The 14,378-nt window shown below is 70.8% G+C and carries 13 protein-coding genes; 9 read left to right on the top strand and 4 right to left on the bottom strand.

All coding sequences use genetic code 11. The annotated features are described in order from the left end of the window. The first annotated feature begins 194 nt into the window (after positions 1-194). From D7V93_RS22060 to D7V93_RS22090, 7 genes are all read left to right on the top strand, one after another. On the top strand, positions 195-2,429 hold the full coding sequence (locus D7V93_RS22060) for a serine/threonine-protein kinase (RefSeq protein ID WP_120645293.1): 2,235 nt from the start codon (positions 195-197) through the stop codon (positions 2,427-2,429). A 108-nt stretch (positions 2,430-2,537) separates the two neighbouring features. Further along, positions 2,538-2,753, top strand: a complete 216-nt coding sequence (locus tag D7V93_RS22065) for a hypothetical protein (protein ID WP_120645294.1) — start codon at positions 2,538-2,540, stop codon at positions 2,751-2,753. A gap of 79 nt (positions 2,754-2,832) precedes the next feature. Next, positions 2,833-3,792 carry a CarD family transcriptional regulator gene (locus D7V93_RS22070; protein WP_120645295.1) on the top strand — a complete coding sequence of 320 codons (960 nt, stop codon included), beginning with the start codon at positions 2,833-2,835 and terminating at the stop codon, positions 3,790-3,792. A 31-nt stretch (positions 3,793-3,823) separates the two neighbouring features. Further along, complete coding sequence (locus D7V93_RS22075) at positions 3,824-4,336, top strand: zinc metalloprotease (RefSeq protein ID WP_120645296.1); 513 nt, start codon at positions 3,824-3,826, stop codon at positions 4,334-4,336. Then, positions 4,323-5,273 (top strand): hypothetical protein, encoded by a 951-nt coding sequence (locus D7V93_RS22080; RefSeq protein ID WP_120645297.1) that lies wholly within the window; start codon positions 4,323-4,325, stop codon positions 5,271-5,273. Before D7V93_RS22075 ends, D7V93_RS22080 begins: the two co-directional genes overlap by 14 nt. Further along, positions 5,270-7,105 carry an ArnT family glycosyltransferase gene (locus D7V93_RS22085; protein WP_120645298.1) on the top strand — a complete coding sequence of 612 codons (1,836 nt, stop codon included), beginning with the start codon at positions 5,270-5,272 and terminating at the stop codon, positions 7,103-7,105. Before D7V93_RS22080 ends, D7V93_RS22085 begins: the two co-directional genes overlap by 4 nt. Positions 7,106-7,256: 151 nt before the next feature. Then, on the top strand, positions 7,257-7,817 hold the full coding sequence (locus tag D7V93_RS22090; protein WP_120645299.1) for a hypothetical protein: 561 nt from the start codon (positions 7,257-7,259) through the stop codon (positions 7,815-7,817). 98 nt (positions 7,818-7,915) lie between these two features. Here the strand turns inward: D7V93_RS22090 and D7V93_RS22095 are convergent, their stop codons facing one another. The 4 genes from D7V93_RS22095 to D7V93_RS22110 all read right to left on the bottom strand — a co-directional run bounded on the left by D7V93_RS22095 (position 7,916) and on the right by D7V93_RS22110 (position 12,698). Further along, positions 7,916-8,326, bottom strand: a complete 411-nt coding sequence (locus tag D7V93_RS22095) for an ATP-dependent DNA helicase (RefSeq protein ID WP_120645300.1) — start codon at positions 8,324-8,326, stop codon at positions 7,916-7,918. A gap of 156 nt (positions 8,327-8,482) precedes the next feature. Further along, positions 8,483-9,667 carry an iron-containing alcohol dehydrogenase gene (locus tag D7V93_RS22100; protein ID WP_120645301.1) on the bottom strand — a complete coding sequence of 395 codons (1,185 nt, stop codon included), beginning with the start codon at positions 9,665-9,667 and terminating at the stop codon, positions 8,483-8,485. A gap of 10 nt (positions 9,668-9,677) precedes the next feature. Next, entirely contained in the window at positions 9,678-11,141 is a 1,464-nt protein-coding gene (locus tag D7V93_RS22105; RefSeq protein WP_208723107.1) for a glutamine synthetase family protein, read from the bottom strand. Between the two features lie 69 nt (positions 11,142-11,210). Then, entirely contained in the window at positions 11,211-12,698 is a 1,488-nt protein-coding gene (locus tag D7V93_RS22110; protein ID WP_120645302.1) for an aldehyde dehydrogenase family protein, read from the bottom strand. An 87-nt stretch (positions 12,699-12,785) separates the two neighbouring features. Here D7V93_RS22110 and D7V93_RS22115 point away from each other — a divergent pair, with 87 nt between their 5' ends. Both D7V93_RS22115 and D7V93_RS22120 read left to right on the top strand, forming a co-directional pair. Then, positions 12,786-13,547 (top strand): glutamine amidotransferase, encoded by a 762-nt coding sequence (locus D7V93_RS22115; RefSeq protein ID WP_244237432.1) that lies wholly within the window; start codon positions 12,786-12,788, stop codon positions 13,545-13,547. Between the two features lie 78 nt (positions 13,548-13,625). Beyond that, a partial coding sequence (locus tag D7V93_RS22120) for an esterase/lipase family protein (RefSeq protein WP_120645304.1) occupies positions 13,626-14,378 on the top strand: 753 nt, incomplete at its 3' end.

Genomic DNA, 14,378 nt, shown 5'->3' on the forward strand with positions numbered 1-14,378 from the left:
GGGCGGGGGCGGCGGGCGCCGGCTCGCGACAGGCGCCCAGCGACAGGCAGCACACGAACAGGAGGAAGAATGCACTGTTACGGGAGCAGTCTGGCGAGCGTAGCGGAATTTTCCACCCGGAGCGTCTGAATGGCCTCATGATAGCTTCTCGCGGTTTTCCCGAAGGTCTCCCATCCTCAGGAGCCGATTCGAACGTGCCGCAGCCTTCCGCGGGCCTCCAGTTCGGAAAGTACAAGCTGCTCGAGCGCATCGCGACGGGCGGCATGGCGGAGATCTACCGCGCCCGGATGACGGCGGTGGCGGGCATCACGAAGCCGGTGGTCATCAAGAAGATCCTCCCGGGCTACGCGGACGACCACGCGTTCGTGTCGATGTTCATCAACGAGGCCCGCATCGCGCTGGGGCTGTCGCACGGCAACATCGCGCAGATCTTCGACTTCGGCGAGGTGGAGGGCGAGTACTTCCTCGCGATGGAGTGGGTGGACGGCCACCCGCTGTCGCACGTGATGCGCCGGGCGCGGGAGAAGGGCCTGTCCGCGCTGCCGCCGCCGCTCGCGGTGCTGGTGGCCATCGACATGCTGCGGGGGCTTGCGTACGCGCACACCCGGCTGGACGACAACGGCCGTCCGCTGCACATCGTCCACCGCGACGTGAGCCCGCAGAACGTGCTCCTGTCCTACGAGGGGCAGGTGAAGCTGGTGGACTTCGGCATCGCGCGAGCGCGGCTCGCCGGGCGCGAGACGAAGACCGACGCGGTGAAGGGCAAGTACGTCTACTTCGCGCCGGAGCAGGCGCGGGGCGAGGCGCTGGACGCGCGCACCGACGTGTTCGCGGCCGGCACCGTCCTCTACGAGATGCTCTGTGGACGCCGGCCCTTCGAGGGCTCGCTGCAGGACGTGCTCCGGAAGATCTGCCAGGGCGACTTCCCCCGGCCGCGCGAGTGGACGCCGGGCATCCCGCCCGCGCTGGAGCGCATCCTGCTCACCGCGATGGCCACGAGCCCGGAGCAGCGCTACCCCACCGCGCAGGCCTTCGCGGAGGCGCTGACGCGGCAGCTCCACGTCACCGCGCCCGACGTGTCCCCCAGCGAGCTGGGGCACTTCATGGGCTACCTCTTCGAGCCGGAGCTGGTGGACGCCGGCCGGCCCGTGCAGCTGCCGCGGGAGTTCCTCGCCCGGGTGGGACGCTGGAGCGGCGTGCCCGCGGCGCCCCCGGTGCCGACGCCGCCGGACATGCCCCGCCACGGCCACGAGCCCAGGGGAGAACCTCGCGGAGAGCCCCGGGGCGACCTGACCACGCAGCCCCTGCCCCCGCAGTCCGTGCCCCCGAAGAACCTGCCGTCCGAACCGCCCTCCGCCTGGCACCGCACGCTGCGCGGCTGGGCGGTGCGGGGCGCCCCGGTGGTGGGCGCGCTGCTGGCCATGTGGATGGGCCTGCTCGTGGGAGGCACCAACACGTTCGCGGTGGAGCTCAGCTCGTCGCCCGCGGGCGCCACCATCCGCGTGGACGGCCGGGTGCTTTCGGAGACGACACCCACGCTCATCACGCAGTTGCCCTCGGACGTCGAGCACGTACTGGAGGTGTCGCTGCCGGGCCAGGTGCCCTGGAGCCAGCGCGTGAAGGCCGAGCGCGGCACCACGCTCGCGGTCCATGCCCGCCTGACGCCGAAGCGCCCGACCGCGGCGCGCGTCCCACCCCGCGCGGGCGCCGCGGAGGCCCCCACCTCCGGCGCCCGCTACCCGGAGGGCGGACCGTACGCGCTCAGCGCCACCGCGCACGCCTTCCGCGTGCCCCAGTCCGTCGCGGCGCGCATGCGGTTGGATCCCTCCCGCACGTATGGCCTGCGCGCGGAGGGGCGCGTGTCGCTGGGCGGACCGATGCCGGTGGCCCAGGCGGCCTACTTCCTGGAGGGCGTGGAGGCGCTGCCCGCCATCGACAGCTTCGGCGTGGTGGGCGAGGAGGAGGTGCTGGTGCAGAACACCTCCGTCCTCTACGTGTTCCTCTGGGACGGCCACCCCGACGACAACCGGGGCGCCCTCCATGTGCACGTGCGCGAGCAGACCAGCGGCGCCGTCACCACCCTGCTGCTGGACGCGCGCCGCTACGCCGTCGCGCCCTCCGCCCAGGAGGCCTTCACCCTGCGGGAGCTGGATCCCGCCATCACCTACCGCGTCGTCGTGCGCGCACCCGCGGAGCCGGCGCGCACGCGGGGGTTCGCCGGTGGCGAGGTGGATCAGGTGCTCGCGCTGCACGGCGCGGGGGAGGGGCCGGCCACCGGGCCCGGCACCCTGGAGGTGCTGGGGGTCAACCAGCCCACGGTGATCCGGGGCGCGCGCTGGCTGCGGCTCGCGTTCCCGGACGACGACCCGGGCGACAACACCGGCGGCCTCACCCTGGAAGTGACGCCGGTGGCGCCGCTCCACCCGTAGCGCGCGGCCTGCTCGCGCCACCGGCCGCTACAGGACGGGGGCGACCTGTCGCAGAAAAATTGATCATCCGGGCGCCGCCCCTACCCTGGGCCGCAACGGAGGACGCTCATGAAGAAGCTGATGGCGGTGCTGGCGCTGGGAGTCGCGGTGTTGTCCACGGTGGGCCTTTCCACCCGCGTGGACGCGCAGCCCGGAGGCACGGCGGACGAGGGGCCGACCGATGCCCAACTCGACGCCGTGCTGGACGCCCAGGCGCACGAAGTGATGGGGCAGCTGTTGGAAGCTCAGCGCAATGCCACCCGGATGACAAAGCTTCCCCGGTAAACTCGTGGCATCCGGCGAAGCACGGTGCTACGACCGGCGCTCGCTTCGGTGCTTATCCCACCCGCCCAACGAGGGGGCCATGCCAGAAGGGTCCGCTGCACTCCAGCTCAACGTTGGAGACCGGGTCGTCTACCCCAACCAGGGGGTCTGCCGCGTCGCCGCCATCGACGTGAAGGAGGTGGCCGGGCAGAAGCTCACGTTCGTCACCATGCGCCGTGAGGAAGACGGCGCCGTCGTCATGGTGCCGGAAGGCAAGATCATCTCCATCGGGGTGCGCAAGGTCGCGAGCGCCGCCGACGTGGAGGAGATCTACGCGTTCCTGCGCTCGGACAGCGACAAGGCCGACCTGGATTGGAAGCAACGCGCGCGCACCAACCTGGACCGCATGACCCAGGGCGGCATCCTGGGCCTGGCGGAGGTCGTCAAGGGCCTCCAGGTCCTGAGCGAGCTGCGCCCACTGCCCACCAAGGAGCGCGAGCTCTACGACAACGCCCGGCACCTGCTGGTGTCGGAGGTCGCCGCCGCGCTGGGCACCGCCGAGGCCAACGCCGAGGACTCCATCGACATCGTCCTCTTCCCGCCCGGCCGGGAGCGCCCCAAGCGCACCGCGGCCGAGTTCGCGCGGCCCGGAGGCGAGGACGAGGACCTGGACCTCGACAGCGACCTCATGGGTCTGGAGGGTGGGGAGCTGGACCTGCCCTCGGACGAGGAGCCGCCGGCCGAGCCCGAGGAGGAGGCTGCCGAGGAGGGCGCGGAGGAGGAAGGCAGCGAGGAGGCGTCCGAGGACGCACCCAAGAAGCGCGGCCGTCCCCCCAAGGCGAAGCCCGCCGAGGAAGGCGAGCCCGCGGCCCCGAAGAAGCGCGGCCGTCCGCCCAAGCCCAAGCCGGAGGTCACGGCGGAGAGCGCCGAGCCCGCCGCCCCGAAGAAGCGGGGTCGTCCGCCCAAGGCCAAGCCGCCTGAAGGCGCCGAACCCGCGGAGCCCGCCGCGCCCAAGAAGCGTGGCCGTCCGCCCAAGGCCAAGCCGCCCGAGGGCGAGTGAACCCCTGGACTTCCCGCCGAGGTGACGCCCCGTGATTCGCGTCGTGACGCTGGACCCTTTTGACGACAAGCAGCTCGCCAAGTTCAACCGCACGCTCTACACGGCCTTCGGCGTGGGCAGCGAGCACAGCGGCTCCGCGGAGGTGCCCGCGGGCATGTCCGAGCCGCTGGACGCGGAGAAGCTGCTCGACGAGGTGAAGGGCATCCGTGCCTACAAGGACGACAAGGTGCTGCTGCTCACCTCGCGCAAGCTGAAGGACCGCGAGCTGCCCAGCGGCAAGGCGCCCACGACGGGCTTCGCGCGCTATGGCAAGGACCGGGCGGTACTGACCATCGCGCCCTTCAAGGACCTGGAGACGGGCTACAAGGCCATCGCGCGCCACGCGCTGCACCAGCTGGGCACGCTGTGGGAGCTGCACCACTGCCTGGATCCGCGCTGCTCGATGTACCCGCCCTGGACGCCGTCCTTCAACCAGGGCGACCACATCTTCTGCACCTTCTGCCGCGAAAAGAGCGAGCAGAAGATCCGTCTTGCCAAGTCCTAGGCCGCTGCGCGCCCTGCCCCTCGTGGAGTTGGGGGGCCTGCTGCTCGTCGCGCTCCTGTGCCTCGTCTTCCAGCTGCGGCTGCCGGGCCGCCTTCCCTCCGACGCGGACGAGCGCGCCGTGGCGGAGGTGCTGGCCCGGGACGCGCGCCCCGGGGATGGCGTGCTGCTGTTCCCCTGGTGGACCGAGCGCGCCCGCCTCTTCGTGCCCCCCACCCTGCCCGTGTACGGCTGGCTCGACTCGGACAAGGCCGACCTGAGCGCGCACCCGCGCCTCTGGGTGCTGGGCCAGCCGGAGCTGCCCCGCTCGGACGCGAAGGCGTTCGACGCGGCCTTCCTTCCCGGACGCAAGGCGCTGGGCCCGGAGACGCGAAAGGGCCCGCTGTCCCTGCGCCTCTATGAGAATGGCCGCTACCGCCCCCGCCACTGGGTGGCCTCCGAGTCCACGAGCCGGGCGCGCGTGTACCTGGAGCAGCCGGACGGGACGCACGTCGACTGTCCCTTCGACGGGCGCGTGCACCGCTGCCCCGGCCCGCCGCACCTGTACGTCGCGCCGGAGTGGCATGAGATCCTCTACGAGCCCCGGCACTGCCTCTGGATGCACGCGCCGGGAGGGCCACAGCGGCTGGTGGCGGAGTTCGACGGCGTCCCCGCCGGAATGGGCCTGCGCCTGGAAGGCGGCATCATCTTCGAGTTCGCGCACCCGAAGGACCCTCGCCTGAGCACCTCGCACCTGGGCGTGGAGGACGCGGTGAGCGGCGAGCGCCTGCTGGACGTGCCCATTCCCCCGGGCCGCGAGGGCGTGCAGAAGGCGGAGGTGGTGCTGCCGCCCGGACCGCCGCGCACGGTGAAGGTCTTCGTGCAGGCGGACAACGCGGAGTCGCGGCAGGTGTGCCTGGACGTGATGGCGCTGGAGCCGGCGGTGGGGGTGCGGCCATGACGGGCCGGGCAGCGACGCGCGAGGAGAAGCTCGCGGCCATCGCGCTGTGGGTGCTGGCCTTCGTGGCCCTGTGGAGCACCGAGGCCGCGGTGGGCTTCACGCGCGACGAGAGCGTCTACTTCGCGGCGGCGGAGGGCTACGCGAGCTGGTTCCGGCTGCTCGTGCGCGCGCCCGCGCAGGCCTTCACCGACGACGCCATCGTGCGCGCGTGGGACTACAACCACGAGCACCCGGTGCTGATGAAGACGCTGTTCGGATTGAGCCACCTGCTCTTCCACGACGGCCTGGGGCTGCGCAGCGCGACGGCCTTCCGCCTCCCCGCGTTCGCGATGGCGGCGCTGGTGCCCGCGCTGTGCTTCCTGCTGGGCAGCGCCCTGTACGGCCGCACCGCGGGGTGGTTCGCCGCCCTCTCCTTCCTGCTCGTGCCCCGGCAGTACTTCAACGCGGAGCTGGCGTGCTTCGACATGCCGGTGGCCGCGATGTGGCTGCTCGTCATGTACTGCTTCTGGCGCGCGCTGGAGGACACCCGCTGGGGCGTCCTGTGCGGCGTGGCGTTCGGCCTGGCCATCGCGACGAAGCACAACGCCCTCTTCCTGCCCTTCGTGCTGACGCCGTTCGCGCTGTGGCGCGCGTGGACCGCGAGCGAGGGCATCCCGGAGGCCCGCGTGCGGCTGGTCCGCTTCGTGGGGCTGTTCGCCAGCGTGGCGGTGCTCTACGGGCTGCTCTTCGTGTTCCTGGGCGGAGGCGCCGCCTTCCAGAAGAAGTTCCTGCTCCTGAGCCCGCACACGCTGTTCTTCGTGGGGCTCGCGGTGGGCTGCGTGTGGCTGTTGCGGGACCTCAGGCCCGTGAGTCTCCCGGTGACACGCGCGCTGGTGCCAGTGGCCGCGATGGCGGTGCTGGGTCCGGTGCTCTTCTACCTGCACTGGCCCTACCTGTGGCACGCGCCGGTGGACCGCACCGCGTGGTACCTGGCCTTTCACGCGACGCACAACCACTACGCCTGGTTCTACCTGGGCACGCTGATGCGCGGGCCGCCCTTCCCGCTCACCTACGTGGTGGTGAAGACGGCGCTGACGGTGCCCACCAGCCTCTTCGCGCCCATGGTGACGGGGTTCATCGCGCTCGTGGGCCGCGCGCTCCTGAGCCTGAGCGCGCGCACGCGCGACTGGGTGCGGATGCCCACGGCCACCGATGCCCTGGTGGGCGTCAACGCGGTGACGTCCATCCTCGTCATCAGCCATCCCCAGGTGCCGCACTTTGGCGGCGTGAAGCACTGGTTCCCGTCCATGCCCTTCCTGGGCATCCTCGCGGGCGCGGCGGTGGCGCGCGGCTGTTTCGCGCTGTGGGAGCTGCTCAAGACGCGCCGCCCTTCCCTGCCGTCCTTCGCCGTGACGGTGCCGGTGTTCGCGCTGCTGCTCGTGCCCGCGTTGCTGGGGCTGGTGCGGGTGTTCCCGTACGGGACGGCGGCGTACTCGGAGCTTGCGGGGGGACTGCCGGGCGCGGCGACGCTGGGCATGCAGCGGCAGTTCTGGTCCAGCCACGTCACCGGCGTGCTGCCGTGGATCAACGAACACGCGAAGCCGGGTGCGCGCGTCTACCTGCACGAGGTGAACGGGTTCTCGTTCCGCGACTACCAGCGCAACGGGATGCTGCGCACCGACGTGCGCGCGGTGAACAGCCCGTTCGACGCGGACATCGTCGCGTACCAGTACCACCAGGAGTTCCGTGAGCATGAGTTCCTCACGTGGCAGGCCTTCGGCACGCGCACGCCCGTGACGGGGCTGTACCTGGACGAAACGCCGCAGGTCATCGTCTACCAGCGCCCCGAATAGGCCCCCGCCCGGGGATGACGCAGGAAGCCATGTGCACGACCGTGCACTCGGCGCCCGCGTGTGCGTGTCCCGGTGCCGCCGTGGGCTGGACGACGCGTGGCCCGGGGTAGGATTGCAGCGTCGGCCATTCCACCATCCCTGGGAGGGATTCATGACGCGCTGGACGGTCTTGCTCGCGGTGCTGGCGTTGGGCGCGGCCTGCGACGGAGCGAAGGCACCCGACAAGTCCGCACGGGTCCAGTTGAAGAAGACGGGCGCGGCGACGATGGAGGTCATCCCCGCCGAGGGCCAGCTTCCCTACTGCCTGCTGTACACGATGTCGGAGAAGGGCGTCATCCGGCAGCTGACGCTCACGCGCGAGAACCGCTCCATCCGCTGCGACGCGAACAAGCCCGTCGCGAACACCAGCTTCCGCATCCCCGTGCAGGAGGGGAAGGTGCGCGTCTACGTCTTCTTCTCCGACGAGCGCGTGCCCGCGGGCCCGGTGGCGCAGCAGCTCTATGACCTGCGCGACAAGGAGCGCGTCACCGCGATGGACATGCGCCTGCCCGGGCGCGTCTTCGTGGAGACGCTGGAGTTCGCCCCCGAGACGGGCGAGCCCGAGATGACGGGCGGCGTGGTGGGCGCGGGCGGCGTGGTGACGTCCGACGGAGGCACCGGCACCGTGGGCGGCGGTGGCAGCATGGTGCCCGTGGAGCCCCAGGACTTCTGACCCCGGACGCGAAGAAGCCCGAGGGTGGATGACCCGCCCCCGGGCTTCGGCACCGCTTCAGTTCCTGGCATCCGGTGAGTGACCTTCGCGTCGCCGGATCAGTTCAGCCAGCCGCCGTTGTAGTTCGAGTGCGCCCGGTCACGCCGCGCCAGCCGCTCGCGCTGCTGCCGCTCACGCTCCAGCCGCGCCTGCCGTTCGCGCTCCTGACGCTCACGCTCCAGCCGGGCCTGCCGCTCGCGCTCCTGGCGTTCGCGCTCCAGCCGGGCCTGACGCTCACGCTCCTGACGCTGGCGCTCCAGCCGGGCCTGCCGCTCGCGCTCCTGACGCTCACGCTCCAGCCGGGCCTGACGCTCGCGCTCCTGACGCTCACGCTCCTGACGCTCGCGCTCCATGCGGGACTGGGCCTGGCGGCTCACGAGGGGGGTGGCGCCGTGGAAGTCCGCCGCCATCACCGGGGAGCTCGCGACAATCGCCACCGCCACCATCAGCTTCTTGAGCATCGCCTTCATGACCTGCCTCCGTGAACCGCGTTGTTGCTGCGTTCTGAACCTTCTGACGGCGCAGGCCCGGCTCGATTCACTCCCCCAAGTGCGAGGGGCCACCCCGATTTCCCTCGGAGCGGCCCCTGAAGAAACAATCTGAAATCCAGCAGGCGTGAAGTCAGCTCACCACGCCTCGCGGGCCATCACGAGCAGGTCGGCCTCCGTCACCGCGCGCGGGTTGCCCTGGTGCGAAGCATCCAGGAACGCCTTCTGCGCGATGTGCTCCAGGTCCTTCTCCTGCACGCCCACGTCGCGCAGCCGCGTGGGAATCCCGATGGCCGCCGCCAGCTTGCGCACGCGGTCGATGGCGTTGCCAGCGAGCACCTCCTCGCGCGCGTTGGACGTGTCCCCCAGCGCGGTGGAGATGCGCGCCAGCCGCGCCGTGCACGCCGCGCGGTTGAACTCCATCACCACCGGCAGGACGATGGCGTTCGCCAGGCCGTGCGGCACGCCGGAGATGGGCGTGAGCGCGTGCGCCAGCGCGTGGCTCGCGCCCAGGCCCTTCTGGAAGGCCATCGCGCCCTCCATCGCCGCCGCCATCATGTCCGTGCGCGCCGCCAGGTCGCGGCCCTCCTTCACCGCCGTCTCCAGCGAGCGGCCCACGCGCATCACCCCGTCGATGGCCACCGCGTCCGCGAGCGGATGGAAGCCGTTGGCGAGGTACGCCTCGATGCAGTGCGTGAGCGCGTCCATGCCCGTGGCCGCCGTGACGGACGGGGGCAGGCCCAGCGTCAGCTCCGGGTCGATGATGGCCGCCTTGGGCAAGAGGTACGGGCTGAAGATGACCGTCTTGCGGCCCGTGTCCGCCAGCGTCACCACGCCGGAGCGCCCCACCTCGGAGCCCGTGCCCGCCGTCGTGGGAATCGCGATGAGCGGCGGCAGGTCGTCGCGCACGTACTGGTCGCCGCCCTTCGCGTCGTCGTAGCGGCTGAGCGGCGGCTCGTGCGTGGTGAGCAGCTGCACGAGCTTGCCCGCGTCCAGCGCGCTGCCACCGCCCAGGGCGATGACGCCGTCGCTCTTGTGCGCGCGGTATGCCTCCAGGCCCGCGAATACGTCGCGCTCCGTGGGGTTCGGCTCCACGCGGTCGAAGACGGCGCAGTCCAGGCCCGCGGCCTTGAGCACCTCCGTCACGCGCGCGGCGAGGCCCGCCTTCACCACGCCCGCGTCCGTCACCAGCAGCGGGCGCTTCATGTTCAACCGCGCCGCGTGCGCGGGCAGGCGCTGGAGCGCACCCGCGCCGAACACGATGCGCGTGGGCCAGGCCATCTCCGTGACACGGGGCTCCGAGGGAATGTCGAAAGGCTTCATGGGGTCCTCCTCAGATGAGTTCCAGGTAACGCTCCAGCTCCCAGGAGGTGACCGCCCGTTCGTACTGGCGCACCTCCCACTCGCGGGTGCGCACGAAATGGTCGACGAAGCCTTCGCCCAGCAGCTCCTTCGCGCGCTCGCTGTTCTTCAGGAGCGCCACGGCCTCCTTCAGGTTGCGCGGAAGGGGCTTCGTGTCCTGCGCCGCGTAGGCGTTGGAGAGCACCGGCGCGGGCGGTTCAAGCTCGTTCTCGATGCCCCACAGGCCCGCGGCCAGGCTCACCGCCATGCCGATGTACGCGTTCATGTCCGCGCCCAGCTGGCGGTACTCGATGCGCATGGACTTGCCGCTGTCGCCGATGACGCGGATGGCGCAGGTGCGGTTCTCCAGGCCCCACGTCGCGGTGGTGGGCGCCCAGGTGTTCTCCACGCTGCGCTTGTAGCTGTTGATGGTGGGCCAGTAGAGCGCGGTGAGCTCCGGCATCAGCGCCACCTGCCCGCCGATGTAGTGCCGCATCAGCCGGCTCATCCCGTGCTTCTCCGACGGGTCGTGGAAGAGGTTGTCCTCGCCCTTCAGGTTCCACAGCGACTGGTGCACGTGCCCCGAACATCCGGGCAGCTTCGGGTCCACCTTCGCCATGAAGCACGCGGACACGCCGTGTCGCGCGCAGATCTCCTTCACCACCGTCTTGAACAGCGCGGCGCGGTCCGCCGCCAGCTCCAGCGTGTCGTAGCGGATGGCAGCCTCGAAGACGCCGGGGCCCGTCTCCGTGTGGAAGCCCTCGATGTTGAGGCCATACGCGTTGCAGCCGTCGATGATGGCGTGCACCAGCGGCGCGTTCATGGACGTGCGCAGCCACGAGTAGCCGAACATGCCCGGCGTCAGCGGCGTGAGCCCCAGGAAGCCCTTCTCGTGCAGGCTCTGCGGGCCCTCCTTGAAGATGAAGAACTCGTACTCGGAGCCGAACTTCGGCAGGAAGCCCAGCTTGCGCGCGCGCTGCCCCATCTTCTGCAGGAGCTGCCGGGGGCTCGCCTCGAAGGGCGTGCCGTCCGCGTTCACGAAGTCGAGCAGGAACGCCGCGGTGTCCGGCTCCCACGGGATGATGCGCGCGGTGGACAGGTCCACCTTCGCGGGCGTGTCCGGGTAGCCCGTGTGCCAGCCCGTCACCTTCGTGTTGTCGAGCAGCTCATCGCCCAGGTCCCACCCGAAGACGACGTCGCAGAAGCCCATGTTGCTCTTCGCGGCGCTCCAGAACTTCTCCAGCGAGATGTACTTGCCGCGCCAGACGCCATCCACGTCCACGCCGCCCACCTTCACCTTGCGGACGCCCTTCTCCTCCATCCACCGGCGCAGGGAGTCCAGTTCCCCCTGCTGGGTGGGCGCCGCGCGCTCCGTGCCCTCGCTGCGCTCCTTCGCTCGGGCCCGGCGGGCCATCGCCGGATGGGGGAGCACCTTGGCCTTGGGACGCGACGCCATGGGGACCTTCCTTTTCTTCGTCATTCGGAGTTCTTGCTGCCGATGTCTGGGTGGGAACGGGCGCGCGCCTCAGGGCGACGGCAGCTTCGTCCACACGGCCTTCGTCTGGAGGTAGCCATCCAGCGCGAAGTGGGACAGGTCCCGGCCCCAGCCGGATTCCTTGTAGCCACCGAAGGGCGCCGCGTCGTCGAACTCGTTGAAGCAGTTGATCCACACCACGCCGCTCTTCACCTGCTTCGCCAGCGCGTGCGCCTTGGCCACGTCGCCCGTCCAGATGGACGCGGCCAGGCCGTAGGGCGTGCCGTTGGCCAGGGCCATGGCCTCCGCGTCGTCGCGGAAGCGCAGGCAGCTCAGCACCGGCCCGAAAATCTCTTCCTGGGCGATCTTCATGTCCGGCTTCACGTCGCCGAAGATGGTGGGCTTCACGAAGCAGCCCTTCGCCTTGAAGCCCTCCGTGTCGCGCCCGCCGCCCGCGAGCAGCTTCGCGCCCTGCTGCTTGCCGCTGTCGATGTAGCCGAGCACCGTGTCCATCTGCTTCTGGCTCACCAGCGCGCCCATCTCCGTGGCCGCGTCCAGCGGGTCGCCCACCTTCAGCACGCGGGCCTTCTCCGCGAGCTTCGCGACGAACGCCTCATAGGCGGCCTCGTGCACCAACACGCGGCTGCCCGCGTTGCACGTCTCACCCTTGTTGCCGAAGATGCCCCAGAAGCACGCCTCCACCGCTCGGTCGAAGTCCGCGTCCGGGTAGATGATCTGCGGGCTCTTGCCGCCCAGCTCCAGCGTCAGCTTCTTCAGGTTGCTCGCGGCGGACGCCTGGAGCAGCCGGCGCGCGGTGCGGCCGGAGCCGGTGAAGGAGATCTTGTCCACGTCCGGGTGCCGCGCGATGGCCTCGCCCGCGGGGTCGCCCAGGCCCGTCACCACGTTGATGACGCCCGGCGGGAAGCCCGCCTCCATCGCCAGCGCGCCCAGCTTCAGCGCGGTGAGCGGCGTGTACTCCGAAGGCTTCACCACCACCGTGCAGCCGGCGGCCAGCGCGGGGCCCAGCTTCCAGCCGAGCATGCACGTGGGGTAGTTCCACGGGATGATGGCGCCCACCACGCCCACCGGCTCCTTGAGCGCGTAGGTGTGGAAGGGGCCGTCCACGGGCAGCACCTCGCCCATGATGCCGCTGGCCATGTCGGCGAAGTTCGCGAGCGTCGCGGCGGCCGGCGCCACGTCGCCCCGGATGGCGTCCTTGAAGGTCTTGCCGTTGTTCAGCGACTCGATGAGCGCGAACTCCTCCCGGCGCTCGTAGAGCAGGTCCGCCAGCTTGCGGATGAGCTTGCCGCGCTCGCGGCCCGTCAGCTTGCCCCAGGGCCCGGACTCGAAGGCGCGGCGCGCGGCCTTCACGGCGCGGTCCACGTCGGCGGCGGTGCCGGCGGGCACGTCGCACAGCTTCTGCCCGGTGGCGGGGTTGGTCACCGCGAAGGTGCCGCCTTCGACGGGGTCCACCTGCTGCCCGTCGATGAACAGCTTGAGGACAGGGAGCTTGGGAGTGAGCGAACGAGCGTCGGTCATGGCGAGGCCTCGGGTGAGCACGGCGCGCGGGCTACAGGAAGTGGCGGGCACCGGACACGGACGGCACGACACGGTAGGAATGGGTGCATGACGCGGCAAGCTGCCTCCATGAAGAACGTCCTGCTGCTGAAAGCCGGCGACGCCGCGGCGTCCGTGCGGCTGTCGGTGGGCGACTACGACCGGTGGTTTCTGCAAACCATCGGAATGTCCAACCGCCGCTTCGACATCCTCCCCGTGCACCAGGGCGCGCCCCTGCCGAAGAGTGCGCGGGGCTACGACGCGGTGATGATGACCGGCTCTCCCCTGTCCGTGACGCAGCGCGAGCCGTGGATGGAGCGCGCCGGGGCCTTCATGGTGGAGGCGGGCGAGCAGGGCATCCCCGTGCTCGGGGTGTGCTTTGGCCAACAGCTCCTCGCCGAACAGTACGGCGGGAAGGTGACGCGAAACCCCCAGGGCCGCGAGACGGGCACCGTGGAGGTGACGCTGTCCCAGGAGGGGCGCGCGGATCCGCTGTTCACCGGCCTGCCGGAGCGCTTCACCGTCCAGGCGACCCACGAGGACATCGTCTCGCGCCTGCCCGAGGGCGCCACGGTGCTCGCGGGCAACGCCAACACCGCGCACCAGGCGCTCGCGTTCCGCCCCAACGTGCGCGGCGTGCAGTTCCACCCGGAGATGCCCACGGACGCCATGCGCGCGGTCATCCTCGCCCGCGAGGAGAAGCTGGACGCGCTGGCCCAGGAGAAGGGCGTGCCCGCGGGGGAGTTCGTCCCCCGGCTCCTGTCTGGCATCGCCCCCACGCCGCTCGCGCACCGGGTGCTGCTGAACTTCCTGGACCACTTCACCGCCTGAAAGCCAACAGAGGCCCGGCGCGGATCCGGGCCGCACCGTGGCGCGCTCCCTAGGTTTCCCTCGCGGTGAGGGGCGGCCATGAATCCGTTCGTGATGCAGTACCGGAAGCTGCGGTGTCAGCTGAAGTACCTGGCCAGCTACCTGGACCTGGATCCGCGGGGCAACCAGGTCGTGCGGCGCACGGACTTCAAGCGCTGTCCCCGGCCGGTGCTGCTGCTGCATGGCTTCTTCAGCACCCGCCGCGTCCTGGAGGTGCTGGAGCACCGCCTGCGCCGCGAGGGCTACTGCGTCTGGTCCATCCACCTGGGCGGCACGATGGACCGCTTCAACACGCACCGCATCGACGAGCTGGCGCGCAAGGTGCGCGGCAAGGTGGACCGGCTCTACGAGCGCCACCCGGAGATGGGGCCGCTCACCATCATCGGCCACTCCAAGGGTGGCCTCATCGGCACGTACTACGTGAAGCGGCTGGGCGGGGACGCGCGCGTGCGGAGCCTCATCACCCTGGGCACGCCGCACCGGGGCACGCGGATGGCCTACCTGGGGTGCGCGACGCTCGGCTGGTTCAGCCGCAGCATGTGGCAGCTCACGCCCGTGTCCCCCTTCATCAAGAGGCTGGGCGAGGGCGCGTTCCCCCGCCACGTGCGGCTCACGTCCATCTACTCGCGCGACGACGTCATCGCGACCTACCCCTCCTCCGTGCTGGACGTGGACGGCCAGCCCAACGTCTTCAACGTGGAGCTGTCCGGCGTGCCCCACGGCGAGCTGCTCACGCGCCGGGCCGTGTGGGAGGTCATCCAGAGGGAGCTGGCCCTGGGCTATGCTGACGAC

The sequence above is a fragment of the Corallococcus llansteffanensis genome (assembly GCF_003612055.1).
GTDB classification, from domain to species: domain Bacteria; phylum Myxococcota; class Myxococcia; order Myxococcales; family Myxococcaceae; genus Corallococcus; species Corallococcus llansteffanensis.